This window comes from Acetivibrio sp. MSJd-27 (genome assembly GCF_018918095.1).
GTDB lineage: Bacteria > Bacillota > Clostridia > UMGS1840 > HGM11507 > HGM11507.
Window position 1 is genome coordinate 26,964 of record NZ_JAHLPV010000022.1, and the last position, 18,179, is coordinate 45,142.

Here is an 18,179-nt window from a genome sequence, read left to right on the forward strand (position 1 = left end):
AAGCAAAGAACTTTGGTTCTATGCGCAAGTATCTTGCTGAAAAAAGGAGTAAAAAATGGAATTGTCAATTCGATCATACCGAAAAGAAGATTTGAAACAGATGACAGATATCTGGAATGATATTGTGGAAGCGGCGGACAGCTTCCCGGGAGACACCCGTTTGTCCCTCAGAGAAGCGGAGGAAATGTTTGCGGCGCAGACCGCTTCCGTTTGTGCCTGTTTGGGCGAAGAAATCCTTGGTCTGTATATTCTCCATCCCAATAATATCGGTCGGTGCGCCCATGTTGCAAACGCATCCTACGGTGTCAAAAAAGGCTGCCGCGGTATGGGAGTCGGCCGTAAAATGGTGGAGCACTCCCTTGCAACAGCCAAAGAATATGGCTTCAAAGGTCTGCAGTTCAATGCGGTGGTTGCCAGCAACGAAGCTGCCATCCGGCTCTATCTGGACCTAGGCTTTCAGAAAATCGGCAGAATCCCAAATGGATACCGCTTAAAGGATGGAACCTTTATCGATATATTCATCTTTTATCATTCGATTTGACTTTTCAGGCGATAAGCAATCGTCATGGAATTTGAAACATTCCATGACGATTTTTACATTTCTTTGATCTTTAAAACGTTGTTTTTGCTTTATAAAAGTGTTTTGTTCAATAAGGCATGGACCCCAGAATGCACATCTCTGTGATGATACAATCCACCACAGAAAAATAAAGTGGAACCCGCCGCCTATGAGGCAAGGGACAGCTTCCTTTCGTTATAACCTCGCTAAGATTTTCCCCACCTTTTTCGATGTTGGGTACAGCATTATCGAAGCAAGCAGCGGGCATATATTCTCCGCTTCGCGAGATTGAAACGCCTATAAGGTAACTTTTGCAACATTTTGTTGTAAAAGTGATTTCATCTTGTTATAACTATTTCATTCTCTCTTACCCGCCAATTTTTGAAACATATCAGTAAACAGCGCATCCCTTTTTATATAATATACATATCTGAGGAATTTACCGTTTCCGGTATTTTCATATTTGCTGTCATATCCAGGCATCCTGCGCTCCTCCATTCGTGACAGCATAAATCGGTCATTCTCATTCAGCAGCCACGCGACAGCCGTCACATCCCATATCACCCTGGTCCAAGCTGTTCCGCTGGCATAGCTTTCCGCCTCACGCACCGTATGCGAGACGAGATAATCGCAAAGTTTGTTTTTCCCTTTCAGCCAATGCTCAAGCTCATGTCTTGATGTGGAAAAACTGCTAACCACCCCGTTGCAGGGCAGCAAAACCAACGGCGCGTTGCAGTTAAATACAACCCTTGCAGCCGCAATATCCTGCCGCATGTTAAACTCGTCAGTATCATGATATTCAAAGGAATGTCCGCCAAGCCAAACGATAACAATCCGTTGGGCTATTTGGGGATTGAGGAGCAGGGCAGAGGCAATGTTTGTTATTGCGCCGATCGCGACAATATAAAGAGGATTCTCAGCCGAATATTCCATGGCTGTTCTGCTGAGATTCTCGGCTGCCACAGAAAGAACAGGTGTTTTTTCATCCTTCATATAATTTATGGATCCTTTGTATACATTCGCCGTCATCTCCGTTTCCCCAGCTAGCTGAAGCAAATTTAGGATCTCCTCATAGCTTTTTTTCATTCCGTCCTCCGGAGAGAAGGCATTCTTGTTAAAAAACGGTGCAGCATATATGGCTTTCACTCTCAGCTTATCCTGTGAACAGAGCATATAGGACAGTGCGAACTGATCGTCAATTTCATTATAAGCGTCAGTATCCAATACCACGTCAAACTTTCCTTCCGGCGTACTGCATTTTCTTTTCATATTCTTTCCTTCTCCTTTTCGATTAAAAATTTTCTATGCTTCTGTATGATACAATCCGGAGAGAATTCTTTCTATATTTTATTGGTTTTTTGTATGATCTGGTTTCTTTTTTTCGATTTTCATGATAAAATGCAGGGAGTAATACCGACAAATAGGGAGGAATTTCATATGAATGATATCCGCCTCAGTTTCATATTCAAAAATAAGCATACAACGGGAAGCATTGTAAAAGATCACTCACATTCCTCTACGGAAATCGTATATTACATCAGCGGAAACGGACAGAGCATCATAAATGGCAGAAGCTTTGAAATACGTAAAAACAGTCTCGCTGTGATAAAGCCTGGAAGCATTCACAGCGAAAAGCATTGTGCCGAAAGCAGCGTGCTGTTTTTTGGATTTTACGGCGATATTCTGTTCGAGGAAATAGAGGAAGGTGTTTTTTATCCGAAACAACACACTCTTATCCTGCAAATAATTCATCAGATATTAAGCGAGGCGATTCACCGCAGCAAAAACCATACGCTTTTGATCGCCGCAAAAATCTGCGAACTTTCCGTTCTTTTATCGCGAGAATACAGCAATGCAAGTCCTGATGCAAGGAATCTGTCGTACTGTGCAAACTATCTTTGTGAAAACTGCAGTGAACCGGTGGACATGCATTTACTGGCTGAAAACTTTGGCTACAGCTATGATTATTTCCGCCATATGTTTAAAAAAGAATTTGGCATGTCTCCCCAAAACTTTGTGATAGCCCAGCGGCTTAACAATGCATATAAAATGCTCACTACACAAAATATAAGCTGTACGGAAACGGCATATTACTGTGGTTTTTCTGACAGCTCACAGTTTTCCAAAATGTTTAAGAGAAATTTTGGGATTTCTCCGAAAAAAGCCCAGTTGAAATCAAAAGAGTAATCCTGGAAATCCAGGGGTACAATTTCATCAACGCTATAAATTTTTCGTACCCCTTTGCTTGTCTCAAATCAATTTTTCGCCATTTTTTGTTATTTTATTTTTTCCATTCCTGTGAATACTAGAAAAAGATATGACATGAGGAAAGGAATGAATCAAATGAAATATTTTAAAAATACCGGAACAGTGAAACATTTTATATCAGTCTTCCTGATCATTGGTTTACTTTGCTCTCTGGCAGCATGCAGCGGGAAAAACAGTGAGGGAGATAAAAGCGGAGGGAACACTTCCGATCCAACGCAAACCGCATTGCCAAGTGTAGACGGTGCCCCAGCCTCTGTAAATGAAAACGCGGGGAATGAGGAAATTGCCGGCGCCGTGCCAGCCAATGTATACACTGCGCTGGATAATAAGGTCTGTGGTTTTGGTTTTGCCAAAGCTCCGAAAGGAAAAGTGCCTGATATCGGCTCTTACGCGAAACTAATAGACAACTCAAAAGCTCTGTATGTCGGGGACACCAGCCAGAAAAATCTCTACCTCACGTTTGACGAGGGATACGAGAATGGCTTTTCCGGACAGATATTGGATACTTTAAAAGAGAAAAAGTGTCCGGCAGCTTTCTTTGTCACAGGAGATTATCTGAAACGGGAACCGGAATTGATTGATCGAATGATCAACGAAGGACATATCGTGGGAAACCACACGTGGAGTCATCCCACCCTGCCAAAAATCGAAGATGAGACAAAGTTCAAGGAGGAGTTGACCAAGCTGGATGACTATCTTGCGGAAAAGCATGGGGTGAAAACTACTTATTTCCGATATCCCAACGGCGAATTCAGTGAACGAAGTCTCAAAATAGTGGATGACATGGGCTATAAAACGGTGTTCTGGAGCACCACCTATAAGGATTGGGAACGAGATGTATCCAGGGGAGCCGATTACGCTTATGATAATATTGTCAACCACGTTCACGACGGTGCTATCCTCCTTATGCATGCGGTCTCCAAAGATAACGCCGAAGCCTTGGGACGGATTATTGATACCCTGCGTGCGGAGGGTTATACCTTCTGCTCGCTGGATGAGCTGAATTTTGAAAAATAGGCATTTTACTGTACCTGTGTGGAGATAGCTCTTTATGTCTGCTGGATCAAACAAAAGGCTGCAGCCGGATAGTATCCGCTTGCAGCCCTTTTTTCTTTTCCATAGATTTTGATTACAGCACCAATGACGGCGCGGAATAAACCCTTGCTCCCAGTTCTGCATCCAACATATATAGTCCCTTCGCATCGCTTCCGAACAGCTGGAATTTTTTCACTAAATCGTCGGTATTTTTCTCTTCTTCTCCCTGCTCTTTGACGAACCAATCTAAAAATTGCATGGTACGAAAATCTTTGCAGTTATAAGCCGCTTCATAGACTGTGTGAATGGACTCGGTCACGAATTTTTCATGTGCAAGGGCAGCTTCCAGCGGTTCCAGGAAAGAATGGAATTCCTTGTCCGGCTCCGCGATTTCCTTCAGCACCACCTTCTCGCTGTTGTTCAGCAGATAGGTACGGATCAGCATTGCATGATCCCGTTCCTCCTGGGTCTGAATGTAGAACCAGTTTTCAAAACCATTCAACCCTTCCTCGGCATAATAGTTTGCCATTTTCAGATACAGGTATGCGGAATAAAGCTCTTTGTTCAGCTGTTCATTTAATAAATCAGAAACCCTTTTGTCCAGCATATAAATTCCTCCTATATTTTTACTTTTAAGTTTATTATAACAAGTTGAAAACGTTTTTGCAAGGCAAAAGTTGCCGTACAAGTAAGGTCATAAATCAATTTTATCCAGAATTCCAGTCATCTTTGCAAGAAAAACACCGTAATTTGTGATTGGCACCCTTTGCCGCTTTGCCTGCGTGATTCGGGACAGGACATAGCGGCGGTTGAACATACAGGCGCCGCAGTGGATAACCAGATCATAAGGGGTTAAATCCTTTGGAAAGTCAGATCCATTGACGATATCAATGGAAATGCTATCCCCGTATTTTTTTCGAAGCAGCCGCGGGATTTTCACCCTGCCGATATCCTCGTCAAGCGGTTTGTGCGTACAGGCCTCTGCAATCAAAATCCGGGAGTTTCCGCTGAGCGTTTCCACCGCACCAGATCCCCGCACATATTCCTGAATATCGCCCTTGTATCTGGCAAACAGCACAGAAAAAGAGGTCAGCATAGCCTCCGGCGGCTTTTTCTCATAGACCTCGCCAAACACCTGTGAATCCGTCACAATCAGCTTTGGCGGTCTCTTCAGACTGTCCAGCGCAAACGCAAGCTTATCGGTTGTGACACTCATCACAATACATTTATTGTCCAGTAAATCCCGAATGGTCTGCACCTGCGGCAGGATCAGCCTGCCCTTAGGCGCCTGAATATCCTGCGGCATAACCAAAAGAACAACGTCGTCCTCTTTGACCAGATGAGAGGTGATACTGCTTGCGGCGAATTCTTCCGGCATCATCCTCACCAAAGCCTCCATCAGCAGAGATATGTTTTCCCTTTTTTGGGCGCTGACGCTGATTGCCTCCATTCCAAAATTCTCTTTCACTGCGCGCTTTACGTTTTCCGCATCCGGCAGAATATCTATTTTGTTGACAACGGCAACAACCGGTATGTCTCTCTCCCGAAGCGCCGCGATCCATCCCTCCTCCTCGGTGGTTTCCGTGTCAGCGAATACCATAACGGCGATATCTGTCCTTTCAATCACCCCACGGGTTTTTTCGATTCGCAGCTTTCCCAGTTCTCCCTGATCGTCAAATCCCGCCGTGTCGATAAACACACAGGGCCCCAAAGGCAGAACCTCCATGGATTTGTAAACCGGATCGGTGGTCGTTCCCAGCACATCGGATACCAGCGCGGTCTCCTGATTGGTCACCGCGTTGATCAGGGAAGATTTCCCGCTGTTCCGTTTTCCAAAGAAGGCGATGTGCAACCGTTCTGAACGAGGCGTGTTGTTTAAATTCATCTCCACTCCTCCTTAGAACCGGAAGTCCCGTTTCCCTTCGTGTAATTCCTCCAGATGCTCCCTCACGATCTGTCTGACCTTCTCATTGGAAATATGGGGAATTTCCTTCTGAATAACCGTTTCCCCTTTCCTCCGGGTATCCTCGGAGGCATAGTCCTCCAAATACTCCTTCAATGTCATAAGCGCGTTGGGCTGACAGACATTCGCAATCTGTCCGCTCTTGACCAGCTGCATAAAGCGGTCGCCGGTTCTGCCCTCCCGATAACAAGCGGTACAGAAGCTTGGGATATAGCCCAGCTCTAACAGCCAATTCACCACCTCATCCAGGGTTCTGGTATCATTCACCTCAAACTGGGCGGAGTTTTCCTCCTCCCGCTCCGCATAACCACCTACGCTGGTGGAGGATGCGCCGCTGATCTGGGAAACCCCTAATTTCAGAACCTTTTCCCTGGTCTTCTGGGATTCCCGTGTAGAGATAATTAAGCCGGTATAGGGCACTGCAATTCGCAGGATCGCGACGATCTTTTCGAAGATTTCATCTGGAATCGCATTGGAATAGTCATTCATGTCCACATCGTCCGCCGGACGGATTCTCGGAACGCTGATGGTGTGAGGCCCCACGCCGAAGGTATCCTCCAAATGATGGGCATGCATCAGAAGCCCCACAAAATCATATTTATACAAATTCAGTCCGAACAGAACACCGATGCCCACATCGTCGATGCCGCCCTCCATCGCCCTGTCCATCGCCTCCGTATGATAACTGTAGTTATGCTTCGGTCCCGTCGGATGGAGGTACTCATAGTTTTCCTTGTGATAGGTTTCCTGGAACAGGATATAAGTGCCGATGCCCGCCTCCTTCAGCTTTCGGTAATTCTCCACCGTCGTGGCGGCTATGTTCACATTCACCCGTCGGATCGCGCCGTTTTTGTGCTTGATGCTGTAGATGGTTTTAATGCTCTCCAGCACATATTCAATGGGACATTTCTCCGGATCCTCACCGGTTTCCAATGCCAGCCGCTTATGTCCCATATCCTGCAAGGCAGTGACCTCCCGCACAATGTCCTCCTGGGACAGCTGCTTTCTGGCAATATGCTTGTTTGAGCCGTGATAGGGGCAGTAACGGCAACCGTTAATGCAGTAATTGGACAGATACAGCGGCGCGAACATGACAATCCGGTTGCCGTAAAATTTCAGCTTGATCTCCTGCGCCAGCTTTGCGATCTTCTCCATGATATCAGGGAGCTCACATTCCAGAAGCACTGCCGCTTCCTGATAACTCAGCCCTTTGCAGTCCTTCGCGCGTTCAAGAATGTCTTCAATCAGAGGACGGTTTTCCTTGTTTTTTTCGGCGTACTCCAAGGTCTTCAAGATCTCTTCATGATCGATAAATTCCGTTGCGATTTTTGATTTACTGTTATACAATGACAAAACTTCCTTTCCTAGTTACCCTTTAAACCGGAATTCTTCCCAGCCTGTGTATCATTTCTTCCAGTTCTCTGCGTTCTTTATAGATATCTGTCTCTCCCAGATCCGCAGGATATATTTCATATAATTTTTTATAGGCGTCCGGCGTGACTTTCCGCATGACAACATTTGCTCCACAGGAAAACACACTGTTTTTTTCTTCCGCATCCAACACACCCAAAGCGGTTGTTGCCGGCAGATTGATTTCCGGCATTAAAATGCGAGTCAGCGCTACCGCCCGCTTTGTCAGCTCTGTGCTGCCGTGAGGTGAATTTTTCAGCGGCGTGTCCGGATGAGGAATAAACGGGCCTATCCCTGCCATGTCACAACCGATTTCATAAATCAGCAGAATATCCGCAGCGATGGTTTCAAGGGACTGTCCGGGTAGTCCGATCATAAAACCGCTCCCCGTCTCATAACCCAGTTTTTTTAAGTTTTTCAGACAGGAAATCCGTTCCTCCAGCTGCGAATCCGGATGAAGGGCGCGGTAAATCTCCGGATCTGCCGTCTCCTGCTTCAAAAGATAGCGGTCCGCGCCGCATTCTTTTAAATAGGAATAGTCTTCAAAGGACATCTCTCCGCAGCTCAGGGTTATTTTGATGCCTGTTTTTTTGATCTCCCTGACAATCTCTCCTAAAAGCTGCGGTGTATAAAAGGGATCCTCTCCCGACTGCAGGACAACTGTCTTGTATCCCGCATCCCACGCCTGCCGGGCGGTAGATACAATTTCCTCCGGTTTCATCCGGAACCGCTTTGCTTTCCGGTTTGTGCAGTTTAGACCGCAATAGCGGCACTGCCGCCGGCAGTGGTTGGAAAATTCCAGAATCGACCGGATGTAAACCACATCAGATACATTGACTTTCCGAACCCTGTCGGCCTCCGCATAGACCGACGAAAAGTCCTCCATTTTCAAAAGGGAAGCAAGCTCCCGCCTGCCGGGCGCCCTATCCATGCTTTTGCCCCGCTTTGGAATACACTGTTTTGATGCGGATTCCCTTCAGCATTCCCAGCTTTCCCGACAGAGAGCTAATCACATCGTTGGGCGCATCCACCACCACGCTGATGATGCAGATATTTTTCTCACGGTAGGGAACCCCCATTCTTCCAATGATATAACTGCCATATTCATGAAGAATGCTATTGATTTTTTCCGTTGCCTCGGTATCCTCCACAATAATTCCGATCAGTGCAATTCTGGTTTCCATAAAGCCTCCTTTTAAGTATTAGGGAGTCGAACTCAATATGGTTTTACAGGCAAATTTTCCGCAATTCCGTGTCAAAATGCTCGCCAATCCGTCAGGATTGCCTGCACTTTTTCCTTGCCTTACGAAAAAATTTGCTCTGTAAAAACTCTGCGACCCTGCACGCAGAGAAATTTTCGTTTTTTTCGATGCGTAAGGGGGAAGCAAGGCTGGCGCCTTACAAGACCGACAATTCGAAAAGGCGGAAATTTATCAAGTGCAGGGCATATTGCGTTCGACTCTCTAATGCTTATTCAAAAAATCCCCGCGCGAAAAATGCGCAGGGATAGCGTAAACTCTCTGTATGGTCCGCCTTCCTGCTCAGGGTTTCCCTTCGCGCATCAGTGCGTTTTCTTTTCATTGCTCTTTGTCCTAGGCATACCGCCTCGGACTTAGATTTGATTCCATTGTAACATTCTTTTGAGGATTACTCAAGTATATAAACAATTTTCGAATCTTTAAAACCACTTTTTCCTTTTAAAATAGATGATAACGCCCGCGACTACCGCCGCACTTATACCGATAATTACCGGGTATCCAAACCGCCATCCGTACTCCGGCATTTGCAGATTCATGCCGTACCATCCCACAATCAAAGTGAGCGGCAAGAAGATTGCCGTGATGACAGTGAACAGTTTCATAATATTGTTCAGATTAATATCCACCTGAGCCTGATAAGCCTCACGCACCTGAGTGATATAGTCCCTCAGATTCAAAACCTCTTGATAAAGGCGATCCACCCGGCTTTGAAAGATTCTGAAAAACTTCATTGTCTTTTCGCGGATCAGCTCATTCTCGTTTTCACAGATATCTTCGGCGATATCCGAAAGCTGTTCATAATATCGTTTCAGAGCCATCAGCCGCCTTCTCAGCCCAATAATCTCTCTGATATAATTGACTTTTTTGCCGGTGATCAAAAATTCCTCCAGCCGGGAGATTTCCGACTCCATCTGCTGAAGTTTCCGGGCATCATCTTTTGTCAGCCGGTCAAAAAAATGAAATAAAACCTGTTCCAGACTCAAACTTTCTTCTGTTTCCGTCTGTATCTCCCGGCTGATTCTTTCGGCAATTTCCCTGCTGTCACAGATGAATAATAAAAGGGAACGGCAGAAATAAATGCACACCCTTGCCTTTGGCCCGCATCCCGAGGATGGACACAGCACGATAAAATCAAAGCCGTTATGGCTTTCAAATTTACAGTTTCGTTCCTCCCTGCACTCTTCATAGACCCGCTGTGGAATAAAAAATTTTTCTTTCGCTACATCCAATTCATCAAATGAGATAATGCAGAGTTGAAACGCCTCCCGATCCCACTTATCTGTTAAACCAATCTGCTCCAGCACGTCACGCACCTTCCTTTCAACCTAATGGTATCATCCCCAAAAGCGAAAAACAAGAGACAAATTATATTCTTTTCACGAATCGTGCGGTTTTCCATTGGATTTTTTTATGATTCACAAGATTTTTCTGCGGAAAATGAGGATTTTGCTTTACGCCGCCGGAAAAAAGTGATAGAATAGAAAAGGCGCAGTATGCGCAAAACGATTTCGTTAACCCACATATGATATAAGGAGGCTAATTTCCAATGGGAAGAAAAATGAAGACAATGGACGGCAACAGTGCCGCCGCTTGGGCGTCCTATGCGTTTACCGACGTTGCGGGCATCTACCCAATCACCCCTTCTTCTCCAATGGCAGAAGTTTCGGATGAATGGGCAACTGCTGGCAAAGAGAATATTTTCGGCCAGCCGGTTAAAATTGTGGAAATGCAGTCAGAAGCCGGTGCTGCCGGTACCGTACACGGTTCTTTGACCGCTGGCGCTTTGACCACAACCTACACTGCATCTCAGGGCTTACTCTTGATGATTCCGAATATGTACAAGATCGCAGGTGAACTGCTTCCGGGCGTTATCCACTGCAGTGCGCGCTGTGTCGCTACACACGCGTTAAACATTTTCGGCGATCATTCCGACGTTATGGCTTGCCGCCAGACCGGTTTTGCAATGCTGTGTTCCAACAGCGTACAGGAAGTTATGGACTTAGGCGCAGTCGCTCATCTGTCCGCTATCAAGGGAAGGGTTCCTTTCCTGCATTTCTTTGACGGTTTCCGGACCTCCCACGAAATCAACAAAATTGAAGTCTGGGATTACGAAGACTTAAAAGAAATGGTGGATATGGACGCGGTAAAAGCATTCCGCAACAATGCGCTGAATCCGGAACATCCGGTTCTCCGCGGAAGCGCGCAGAATCCTGATATCTTCTTCCAGGCGAGAGAGGCATGCAATCCCTTCTATGATAACATTCCTGCTGTTGTGGAAGAGTACATGAACAAAGTCAACGCCAAAATCGGCACCGACTACAGCCTGGTGAACTATTACGGCGCACCGGATGCGGATAAAGTTATCGTTGCAATGGGCAGCATTTGCGAAACCATTGAAGAAACCATTGATCATCTGAATGCAAACGGCGAAAAAGTCGGTATGATCAAAGTTCATCTGTATCGGCCTTTCCCGGTTGAACATTTCTTAAAAGCAGTTCCTTCCACCGTGAAGAAAATCGCTGTTCTGGACAGGACAAAAGAACCTGGCTCCATCGGCGAACCGCTGTATCTGGATGTATGTGCCTGCTATAATGATCAGGCAAGCAAGCCGGAGATCATCGGCGGAAGATTCGGTCTGGGTTCCAAAGACACGGTTCCTGCCGATATCATTGCTGTTTACCGGAATCTGGATAAGGAAACTCCTCAGCATCCGTTCACTCTGGCTATCGAGGATGATGTAACAAACCTGTCCCTGCCGAGAACGGAAAATCCGGACACCTCCGCGGAAGGCAACACCGCATGTAAATTCTGGGGTCTGGGCTCCGACGGTACCGTTGGCGCAAACAAGAACTCCATCAAAATCATCGGTGACCATACTGATTTATATGCACAGGCTTACTTTGCATATGATTCCAAAAAATCCGGCGGTATCACCGTATCGCATCTGCGGTTCGGTAAAAAGCCAATCAAATCCACTTACCTTATCAACAAGGCAAACTTTGTTGCATGTCATAACCCGTCTTATGTTGACAAATATAAGATGGTACAGGATCTGGTTCCCGGCGGCAAGTTCCTTTTGAACTGCGCTTGGGATGTGGACGAGCTGTCCGAACGGCTTCCCGCTGACATGAAAAAATATATCGCAGAGAATAACATCTCCCTGTACACCATCGATGCAATCGGTATTGCAAAAGAACTGGGGCTGGGCAATAAAACCAGCATTGTTCTGCAGTCCGCATTCTTCAAACTGGCGAACGTTATCCCGTTTGACGATGCAGTGAAATACATGAGAGAAGCTGTTGTCAAATCCTTCGGCGCCAAAGGCGAAAAGATTGTCAGCATGAACCATGCCGCAATCGTGGAAGGCGAAAAGAATATCAAAGAAATCAAAGTTCCGGAAGAATGGAAAAATGCGGTTGATGCTCCGAAACAGGAAGAGACCGAAGTTCCCGCTTTCGTGAAAGATATTCTGATTCCGTGCAATGCGCAGAGAGGCGATGAACTGCCGGTATCTACCTTTAAGGGCAGAGAAGACGGTACGCTGGATCAGGGTTCCGCTAAGTATGAAAAACGCGGTATCGCTGTCGATGTTCCGGAATGGATTCCCGAAAACTGTATCCAGTGTAATCAGTGCTCTTACGTTTGTCCGCACGCCGCTATCCGTCCTGTTGTTCTGACAGAGGAGGAAGCAAAGAATGCTCCTGCGGCTATGAAGTTAAAGAAAATGACTGGCAAGGGCTGCGAAAACTATCAGTTTGGCGTTGCAGTTACAGTGCTTGACTGTACTGGCTGCGGAAACTGTGCAAATGTCTGCCCTGCAAAAAATAAAGCTTTGGTTATGAAGCCGATCGATACACAAAGAGAACAGCAGGCTTGCTTCGATTACGGTACCAGTGTATCGGTAAAAGAGGATCTGCCGTTTGCACCGACAACCGTAAAAGGTTCTCAGTTCAAACAGCCTCTTCTCGAGTTCTCCGGCGCTTGCGCAGGATGTGGCGAAACACCTTATGCAAAACTGATTACCCAGCTGTTTGGTGATAGGATGTACATTGCCAATGCAACCGGATGTTCTTCTATCTGGGGCGGCAGCGCACCTTCCACCCCTTACACAACCAACCACAAAGGTCACGGTCCTGCATGGGCGAACTCCCTGTTCGAGGACAATGCTGAATTTGGTCTGGGTATTGCTCTGGGTTCCAGCCAGATCAGAGACAGACTGGCTGCAAAAGTCAAAGAAATTGACGATGCCGGCGTAAAGGCTGCGGCGGAAGAATGGACAGCTACTTATACGGACGGAGAGGCAAATACTCCTGCGACCGAAAAGCTGGTTGCAGCGTTGGAAGCTTGCGGTAACGCGGCTTGCAAAGAAGTGCTTGACTTCAAAGAATATCTGTCCAAGAAATCTGTCTGGATCTTCGGCGGTGACGGATGGGCCTATGATATCGGCTTCGGCGGTTTGGATCATGTGATTGCAACCGGCCAGGATGTAAACATTATGGTATTTGATACGGAAGTTTACTCCAACACCGGCGGTCAGGCCTCCAAAGCGACACAAACGGGTGCTGTTGCACAGTTCGCAGCAGGCGGCAAACCGATCAAGAAAAAAGACCTGGCTCAGATTGCAATGTCCTACGGCTATGTCTATGTTGCTCAGATTGCTCTGGGTGCTGATATGAACCAGGCTATCAAAGCAATTAAGGAAGCGGAAAGCTATCATGGTCCGTCCCTTATCATTGGTTATGCACCCTGTATCAACCATGGTATCAAAGGCGGCATGACAAATACGCAGAAAATCATTAAAAATGCGGTGGAAGCTGGTTACTGGCATACCTTCCGCTTCGATCCGAGAGCTACGGCAGAAGGCAACAATCCGTTCCATCTGGATTCCAAAGAACCTACTGGTTCTTACAGAGACTTCATCATGAACGAGGTTCGTTATACCTCTCTGGCACGTTCCTTCCCGGAAAAAGCAGAAAGACTGTTCGAAGAAGCGGAAAAGAATGCAAAAGCAAAATATCAGCATCTGCTCAACTACGGAAAACTGTTTGATTAATTGGCCAAGAGGGATTCACGGAGCTATCTTCGTGAATCCCTTATTTTTAACAGAGAAAGAAGGGAGTTCTATATGAACAAAAAAATGAAAACTTGCGCTTTTGCCGTTGCTGCTGCGCTCACTTTTTCCTGCGGTGTTTTCGCGGACGATATCGTGAAAAATATTACCGCAGAACTAAGAGGGGATGTAAAAGTGGTGGTAGATGGCAAGGTTCAATCCTTCCAGGATGCAAACGGAAAGACGGTATATCCGGTTATGTATGAAGGAACCACCTATCTGCCGGTGCGTGCCATCAGCAATCTGATGAGAAAAGCGGTCAACTGGGACGATGCGACACAAACCGTTCAGCTGGGTGCTTTGGATGCTTATACCGATGTAGTTGATATGACGGACAAAGGAACCGGATATGCCGGCAGCAAGGTCATTGATGCAAATGAGCTGACCTTTAAACACGGGGATACTCAGGAGAATAAAACGTATCGGAATGCCATCCGTCTGGTTGAAGTAAACAGCGCGAGAAAAGATTTTGCCTTGAAGCTGGACAATAACTATTCCATGATAAGCGTAACACTTCACAATCCGAAAACCAACAGCAGTCAAGTGGTCTTTGAGATTTCCGACGCGGACACTGGGATCGTGCTAGTTACAAAAAACTTGGAGCCGGGTCAGTTCTTTGACTATAAGGACGCCAACCTGAACAATGCAAAAGGCCTTACCTTTAGCGCAACAGGAAAAGCCGGAGAAAATGCAACCGCATATTTTCTGGATCCGCGGATAAGATAAAAAATTTTTGAATTTATAAGGAGAATAGCTTCAAATGAATGCTGTTCTCTTTTTTCATTTACCGTGTATGGCTTTCTGAAGCCTTCCCTCCTACAATATTTAGTATATCAACACGATATCGATATCTCATCTCAAAGAAAAATGTAGAGTATTGCTCCACAATACATAGAGAATGGGTTTAATCTATCTAATCTAATGCAAAATCAAAAGAAATCATTTTATAATAGTTTTAACGGAAAACTATCTGTTTCGGTTTACGTTGCTATTCCAATATGAGACGAGGTTGTAACATTGCTCAATGAACGAATCAAAACATTAAGAGATGCTTACCGCATAAATCAAAAAGATCTTGTGGATGCTCTTCACGTTTCAAAACAAACTGTTTCTAACTGGGAGAATGATAACGTTGTTCCATCGATTGAAATGCTGGTAAAAATGACTGAATTTTTTCATGTTTCGGCTGATTATTTACTGGGTTTAGATAATAGAATTTACTTAGAGATCACTGGTCTTTCTTTGGAAAAAACATCTCTCATCCAACAAATTGTTGACAATCTCAAAAAAGCCGGAAAATCATCTTAATATTTTACATATATATGCCCTTTTCTGTTGACTTTTTGGCCAAAATGTGTTATATTATTTTAAGCTTTGAGGGAGTAGATAGCGTCAATGACGTGGCAAGTCAACATGCTGATTATTGATAATCTGGCTTGTCTTGAATAACGAGACTCAAGTATGGCATTGCCGTACCTGTGTCTTTTTTTATTTTGTTCAGGTACTGTAATGTATCTGATTTTTTATTTTTGGGGGAAGATTATGGGAATTATCGAATTGTTTTTGATTGCCTTTGGCCTATCCATGGATGCGTTTGCCGTATCGGTCTGCAAAGGCTTATCCACGCGGAAACTGGAGCCAAAACATTACTTATTGATTGGTGTATGGTTTGGCGGATTCCAGGCTTTTATGCCCACTGTCGGCTACATACTCGGTTCTGCCTTTGAACAGTATATCACTGTCTTTGATCACTGGGCGGCATTCATCCTGCTTCTGCTGATCGGTGGAAACATGATAAAAGAAGGCTTCTCAAAAAATGATGAGCAGCCAAACGATTCCTTCAGCGCAAAAACCATGAGCATTCTAGCGATTGCTACCAGCATTGACGCGCTGGCTGTCGGTATTACTTTCGCATTATTGCCGGACGTCGATATCGGCATAGCTGTTTGCTTTATTGGAATCACTACCTTCCTTTTGTCAGGGGCCGGATTAAAAATTGGAAATATCTTTGGTCTGAAATACAAATCGAAAGCAGAGATTGCCGGCGGTGTGATTCTTATCCTGATGGGTGCGAAAATCTTACTTGAACATCTGGGTATCATCTGCCTTTAACCTTTTCAACTTTTCAAAATGGATAAAAAAATCCTCTGTCTTGAACAAAAACACAAGACAGAGGATTTTTTGTTTCATTTTTAATAGTCAATCTGAGCGTCAAATTGATCCAAACTATTGCGGATATTTGCATTTCTTGTTTCAACATCAACATACCCGTCATCTGTATATGCGCTGGTTGCTTTCAGGCAGATCTCATATGCCCAATGGGTAGTATCTTTCATGTCACTGAAATAATAAGTGTCGGCAGTTACCTGATATTCTTTTCCGTCTTTATCCAATGCTGTCAGTCCCATTTCATTGCGGCCGATAATGTTGTTGAACAGAGAACAGAACTCCGCCCTTGTCATAATTTTATCAGGTTCAAAGGTTGTATCACTGGTTCCCTTCATATAACCGTATGCCGCCATCATTTTGATATACGGAGCATACTGATTGCCTTCGATATCCGTATAGGAAGTGTCTGTGGTTCTCGACAGGTTTAACCCGCAGGCGACCAGCTTGGCGACTTCGCCTCTGGTTACCGGCCCTACGTCAACCTTCTCCGTTCCGTCAAAAGCGCCCTTGAATGCCACATAAGCCAAACCGCGGGCATACCAGGTACCCTCGTATGCAGCTATGTTGTCGGTCATGGGGTATTTCACGTTCTGCGTCTGATAAGCCTGATCGATCATTCTCATCAGCATCGCGCTGACCTGCTCTCTTGTGACAGCATCATCCATCGCCATATTCAGAATGACTTCACGGGAGACCGCATTGCCGTCCTCGTCTGTCACGGTATTGATAATCGGTTCATGACCGAAAATATAAGCGTATTTGGCACCCTTTAAATTGATTGATTCGTCCGGTTTTTCACCGTAATAAACTACAGACACGTAAAGCGTCTCGGTCGGTGACAAAGTGCCCAAAACGCCGTCGGCATCCCCGGTCGTGATCGTCCCGTTCTGATATTCCTTGCCTTTATACGTGATATTGGTCTCAATATCATCCTTCTTGATAATATCTCCTACATCACCCAGCGTAACAACCTGCGTGATAACCTTCCATTCAGATTCCGGTGTATCCTTGGTTTCCGCATACCAATAGGTTACAGTATAAGACGGCTTCGGAATGAAAATCACGCGCACGATATCCGTGTCATCATCGGTGACAATCGTCGCCGTTGCGTTGGGATCGGTCTTAGGCTGGAAATTGTCATCCACAACAAATCCGCCGTAATAGGTATCATTGGTTGCCAAGGCATGAGTAGCATCATTGATATCTATCATGATATCAGAAACTTTAACTTCGTCGCCTGCATAAACAGACTCGCCGTTTAAAGTATTTACAACCGTGGAAGCAATCAAACCGGTATCATCATTCGTTGTTCCGTCATACAAAGCGCCGTCATAATATTTTACCATATAGTTTGTGGGCTGAATGACATTCAAAGATATTTTACAGTTTGCTTTGCCGGCACCTCTTTCAAGATAAAAAATCTTCAAAGTATGATTCTCCGAAGAGAAATCAAAGCCCAAATCAGCTAAACTGGAATAGCGCTCCGTATTATCTTTATCCCCGGAATTGATTATACCGGTTGTCGTGATAACTCCCGTATGGAAATTGATCGAGCCGCTTACCGCATTGTGAATTCCGCCAAGATCAAGCGCAAGCTTTCCGTCCACGAAAATCCATACGTCATCATCCCCGGAAAATTTGAATTCCATATCACTGCCATTGTTCACGACCCCATTGTTTTTATATACGAAAGGCAGTGTCGTCTCCAGACCAAACCAGAAGTTTCCTTCCCCCAGCGGAAAGAAACCGTCCGCTGTCTTTGGTGCGTATTCCATTACCCCTGTCATGCTGTTGGCAATCAGATTGTTCTTTGCGCTGTCGTACTCATAAAGCTGTGTTTCGCTGTTGTATTTAAATGGCATCTGGTATATCCCCTTGGACTCCTCGCTCTGAAAGAGCTTCCCGCTTTTTGCACTCGGTGTCGAGCGATTTCTTGCCAGTACAACATCTTCGTTTTTATCCAGATTGTTCTCAACAAGTCCCTGCTGAATTTTGTAGTCATTTTCTTTTGTCCAATAGTTATATTCTCCGAAACGTCCTACTTCGCTGGAGGATGCCCCGGAAAAGATAAGATAGCTGTCCTTTGTTTTGTTGCTGTATTTGGGAACTACCTGTTCATAGTCAAAGACTTCCGTTTTCGCCATGATGGTGTCAGGGACCGTGCTCTCAGCCGCAAGAACCGGCATTTGAATCATCATGCAAGACAAAAGCATTGCTGTGATTACAAAAAACAAAGTACATTTTTTAACAATCTTTTTCATAATAGAAACCTCCCTATCTGTTTTTACGTTCTGTAAAGTTAAATGAAAGTTGAAAACCCGCCAGCCTTTCTGGTACAATGGTTTCACCACAAATCCAAGTACCTCCCGAAAGGAGACGAGTTTTCATGGCTAAAGTATACCAGAT

General features: G+C 45.3%; 15 protein-coding genes. 7 read left to right on the forward strand and 8 right to left on the reverse strand.

Translation table 11 applies throughout. The features are described from left to right. Positions 1-55: 55 nt before the first annotated feature. Positions 56-541, forward strand: a complete 486-nt coding sequence (locus KQI32_RS08510; RefSeq protein WP_177689925.1) for a GNAT family N-acetyltransferase — start codon at positions 56-58, stop codon at positions 539-541. 375 nt (positions 542-916) lie between these two features. Here the strand turns inward: KQI32_RS08510 and KQI32_RS08515 are convergent, their stop codons facing one another. After that, positions 917-1,828 carry a nucleoside hydrolase gene (locus KQI32_RS08515; RefSeq protein ID WP_216424692.1) on the reverse strand — a complete coding sequence of 304 codons (912 nt, stop codon included), beginning with the start codon at positions 1,826-1,828 and terminating at the stop codon, positions 917-919. Between the two features lie 168 nt (positions 1,829-1,996). Between KQI32_RS08515 and KQI32_RS08520 the strand changes: the two genes are divergently transcribed. Continuing rightward, positions 1,997-2,746, forward strand: a complete 750-nt coding sequence (locus tag KQI32_RS08520; RefSeq protein ID WP_216424693.1) for an AraC family transcriptional regulator — start codon at positions 1,997-1,999, stop codon at positions 2,744-2,746. 156 nt (positions 2,747-2,902) lie between these two features. Continuing rightward, complete coding sequence (locus tag KQI32_RS08525; protein WP_216424694.1) at positions 2,903-3,844, forward strand: polysaccharide deacetylase family protein; 942 nt, start codon at positions 2,903-2,905, stop codon at positions 3,842-3,844. A gap of 112 nt (positions 3,845-3,956) precedes the next feature. On the opposite strand, the gene KQI32_RS08530 is transcribed toward KQI32_RS08525, so the two are convergent. The 6 genes from KQI32_RS08530 to KQI32_RS13425 all read right to left on the reverse strand — a co-directional run bounded on the left by KQI32_RS08530 (position 3,957) and on the right by KQI32_RS13425 (position 9,807). Further along, on the reverse strand, positions 3,957-4,469 hold the full coding sequence (locus tag KQI32_RS08530; RefSeq protein ID WP_216424695.1) for a ferritin: 513 nt from the start codon (positions 4,467-4,469) through the stop codon (positions 3,957-3,959). 87 nt (positions 4,470-4,556) lie between these two features. Beyond that, positions 4,557-5,747, reverse strand: coding sequence for a [FeFe] hydrogenase H-cluster maturation GTPase HydF (hydF, locus tag KQI32_RS08535; RefSeq protein ID WP_216424696.1), 1,191 nt, complete (start codon positions 5,745-5,747; stop codon positions 4,557-4,559). A gap of 12 nt (positions 5,748-5,759) precedes the next feature. Continuing rightward, positions 5,760-7,172, reverse strand: a complete 1,413-nt coding sequence (gene hydG, locus KQI32_RS08540; RefSeq protein ID WP_216424697.1) for a [FeFe] hydrogenase H-cluster radical SAM maturase HydG — start codon at positions 7,170-7,172, stop codon at positions 5,760-5,762. A gap of 28 nt (positions 7,173-7,200) precedes the next feature. Then, positions 7,201-8,166: a [FeFe] hydrogenase H-cluster radical SAM maturase HydE gene (hydE, locus tag KQI32_RS08545; RefSeq protein ID WP_216424698.1), complete on the reverse strand. Its 966-nt coding sequence runs from the start codon at positions 8,164-8,166 to the stop codon at positions 7,201-7,203. Next, complete coding sequence (locus tag KQI32_RS08550) at positions 8,159-8,419, reverse strand: TM1266 family iron-only hydrogenase system putative regulator (RefSeq protein ID WP_177689912.1); 261 nt, start codon at positions 8,417-8,419, stop codon at positions 8,159-8,161. The genes hydE and KQI32_RS08550 overlap by 8 nt, the downstream gene beginning before the upstream one ends. A gap of 494 nt (positions 8,420-8,913) precedes the next feature. After that, a complete protein-coding gene (locus KQI32_RS13425; RefSeq protein ID WP_216424699.1) occupies positions 8,914-9,807 on the reverse strand; it encodes a CorA family divalent cation transporter in 894 nt (297 codons plus the stop codon). A 233-nt stretch (positions 9,808-10,040) separates the two neighbouring features. Between KQI32_RS13425 and nifJ the strand changes: the two genes are divergently transcribed. The 4 genes from nifJ to KQI32_RS08575 all read left to right on the forward strand — a co-directional run bounded on the left by nifJ (position 10,041) and on the right by KQI32_RS08575 (position 15,716). Beyond that, positions 10,041-13,547 carry a pyruvate:ferredoxin (flavodoxin) oxidoreductase gene (nifJ, locus tag KQI32_RS08560; protein WP_216424700.1) on the forward strand — a complete coding sequence of 1,169 codons (3,507 nt, stop codon included), beginning with the start codon at positions 10,041-10,043 and terminating at the stop codon, positions 13,545-13,547. 72 nt (positions 13,548-13,619) lie between these two features. Continuing rightward, the gene (locus tag KQI32_RS08565; RefSeq protein WP_216424701.1) at positions 13,620-14,330 is read left to right on the forward strand and encodes a stalk domain-containing protein; all 711 of its coding nucleotides are present in this window, start codon (positions 13,620-13,622) and stop codon (positions 14,328-14,330) included. A gap of 291 nt (positions 14,331-14,621) precedes the next feature. Beyond that, the gene (locus tag KQI32_RS08570) at positions 14,622-14,912 is read left to right on the forward strand and encodes a helix-turn-helix domain-containing protein (RefSeq protein WP_216424702.1); all 291 of its coding nucleotides are present in this window, start codon (positions 14,622-14,624) and stop codon (positions 14,910-14,912) included. Positions 14,913-15,146: 234 nt separating this feature from the next. Next, the gene (locus KQI32_RS08575; protein WP_216424703.1) at positions 15,147-15,716 is read left to right on the forward strand and encodes a manganese efflux pump MntP family protein; all 570 of its coding nucleotides are present in this window, start codon (positions 15,147-15,149) and stop codon (positions 15,714-15,716) included. An 80-nt stretch (positions 15,717-15,796) separates the two neighbouring features. On the opposite strand, the gene KQI32_RS08580 is transcribed toward KQI32_RS08575, so the two are convergent. Further along, entirely contained in the window at positions 15,797-18,034 is a 2,238-nt protein-coding gene (locus KQI32_RS08580) for a fibro-slime domain-containing protein (protein ID WP_216424704.1), read from the reverse strand. Between the last annotated feature and the right edge of the window lie 145 nt (positions 18,035-18,179).

Coding starts and splice junctions, on each gene's coding strand:
- KQI32_RS08510 (WP_177689925.1), top strand. CDS start 56: ATGGAATTGTCAATTCGATCATACCGAAAAGAAGATTTGAAACAGATG.
- KQI32_RS08515 (WP_216424692.1), bottom strand. CDS start 1,828: ATGAAAAGAAAATGCAGTACGCCGGAAGGAAAGTTTGACGTGGTATTG.
- KQI32_RS08520 (WP_216424693.1), top strand. CDS start 1,997: ATGAATGATATCCGCCTCAGTTTCATATTCAAAAATAAGCATACAACG.
- KQI32_RS08525 (WP_216424694.1), top strand. CDS start 2,903: ATGAAATATTTTAAAAATACCGGAACAGTGAAACATTTTATATCAGTC.
- KQI32_RS08530 (WP_216424695.1), bottom strand. CDS start 4,469: ATGCTGGACAAAAGGGTTTCTGATTTATTAAATGAACAGCTGAACAAA.
- hydF (WP_216424696.1), bottom strand. CDS start 5,747: ATGAATTTAAACAACACGCCTCGTTCAGAACGGTTGCACATCGCCTTC.
- hydE (WP_216424698.1), bottom strand. CDS start 8,166: ATGGATAGGGCGCCCGGCAGGCGGGAGCTTGCTTCCCTTTTGAAAATG.
- KQI32_RS08550 (WP_177689912.1), bottom strand. CDS start 8,419: ATGGAAACCAGAATTGCACTGATCGGAATTATTGTGGAGGATACCGAG.
- nifJ (WP_216424700.1), top strand. CDS start 10,041: ATGGGAAGAAAAATGAAGACAATGGACGGCAACAGTGCCGCCGCTTGG.
- KQI32_RS08565 (WP_216424701.1), top strand. CDS start 13,620: ATGAACAAAAAAATGAAAACTTGCGCTTTTGCCGTTGCTGCTGCGCTC.
- KQI32_RS08575 (WP_216424703.1), top strand. CDS start 15,147: ATGGGAATTATCGAATTGTTTTTGATTGCCTTTGGCCTATCCATGGAT.
- KQI32_RS08580 (WP_216424704.1), bottom strand. CDS start 18,034: ATGAAAAAGATTGTTAAAAAATGTACTTTGTTTTTTGTAATCACAGCA.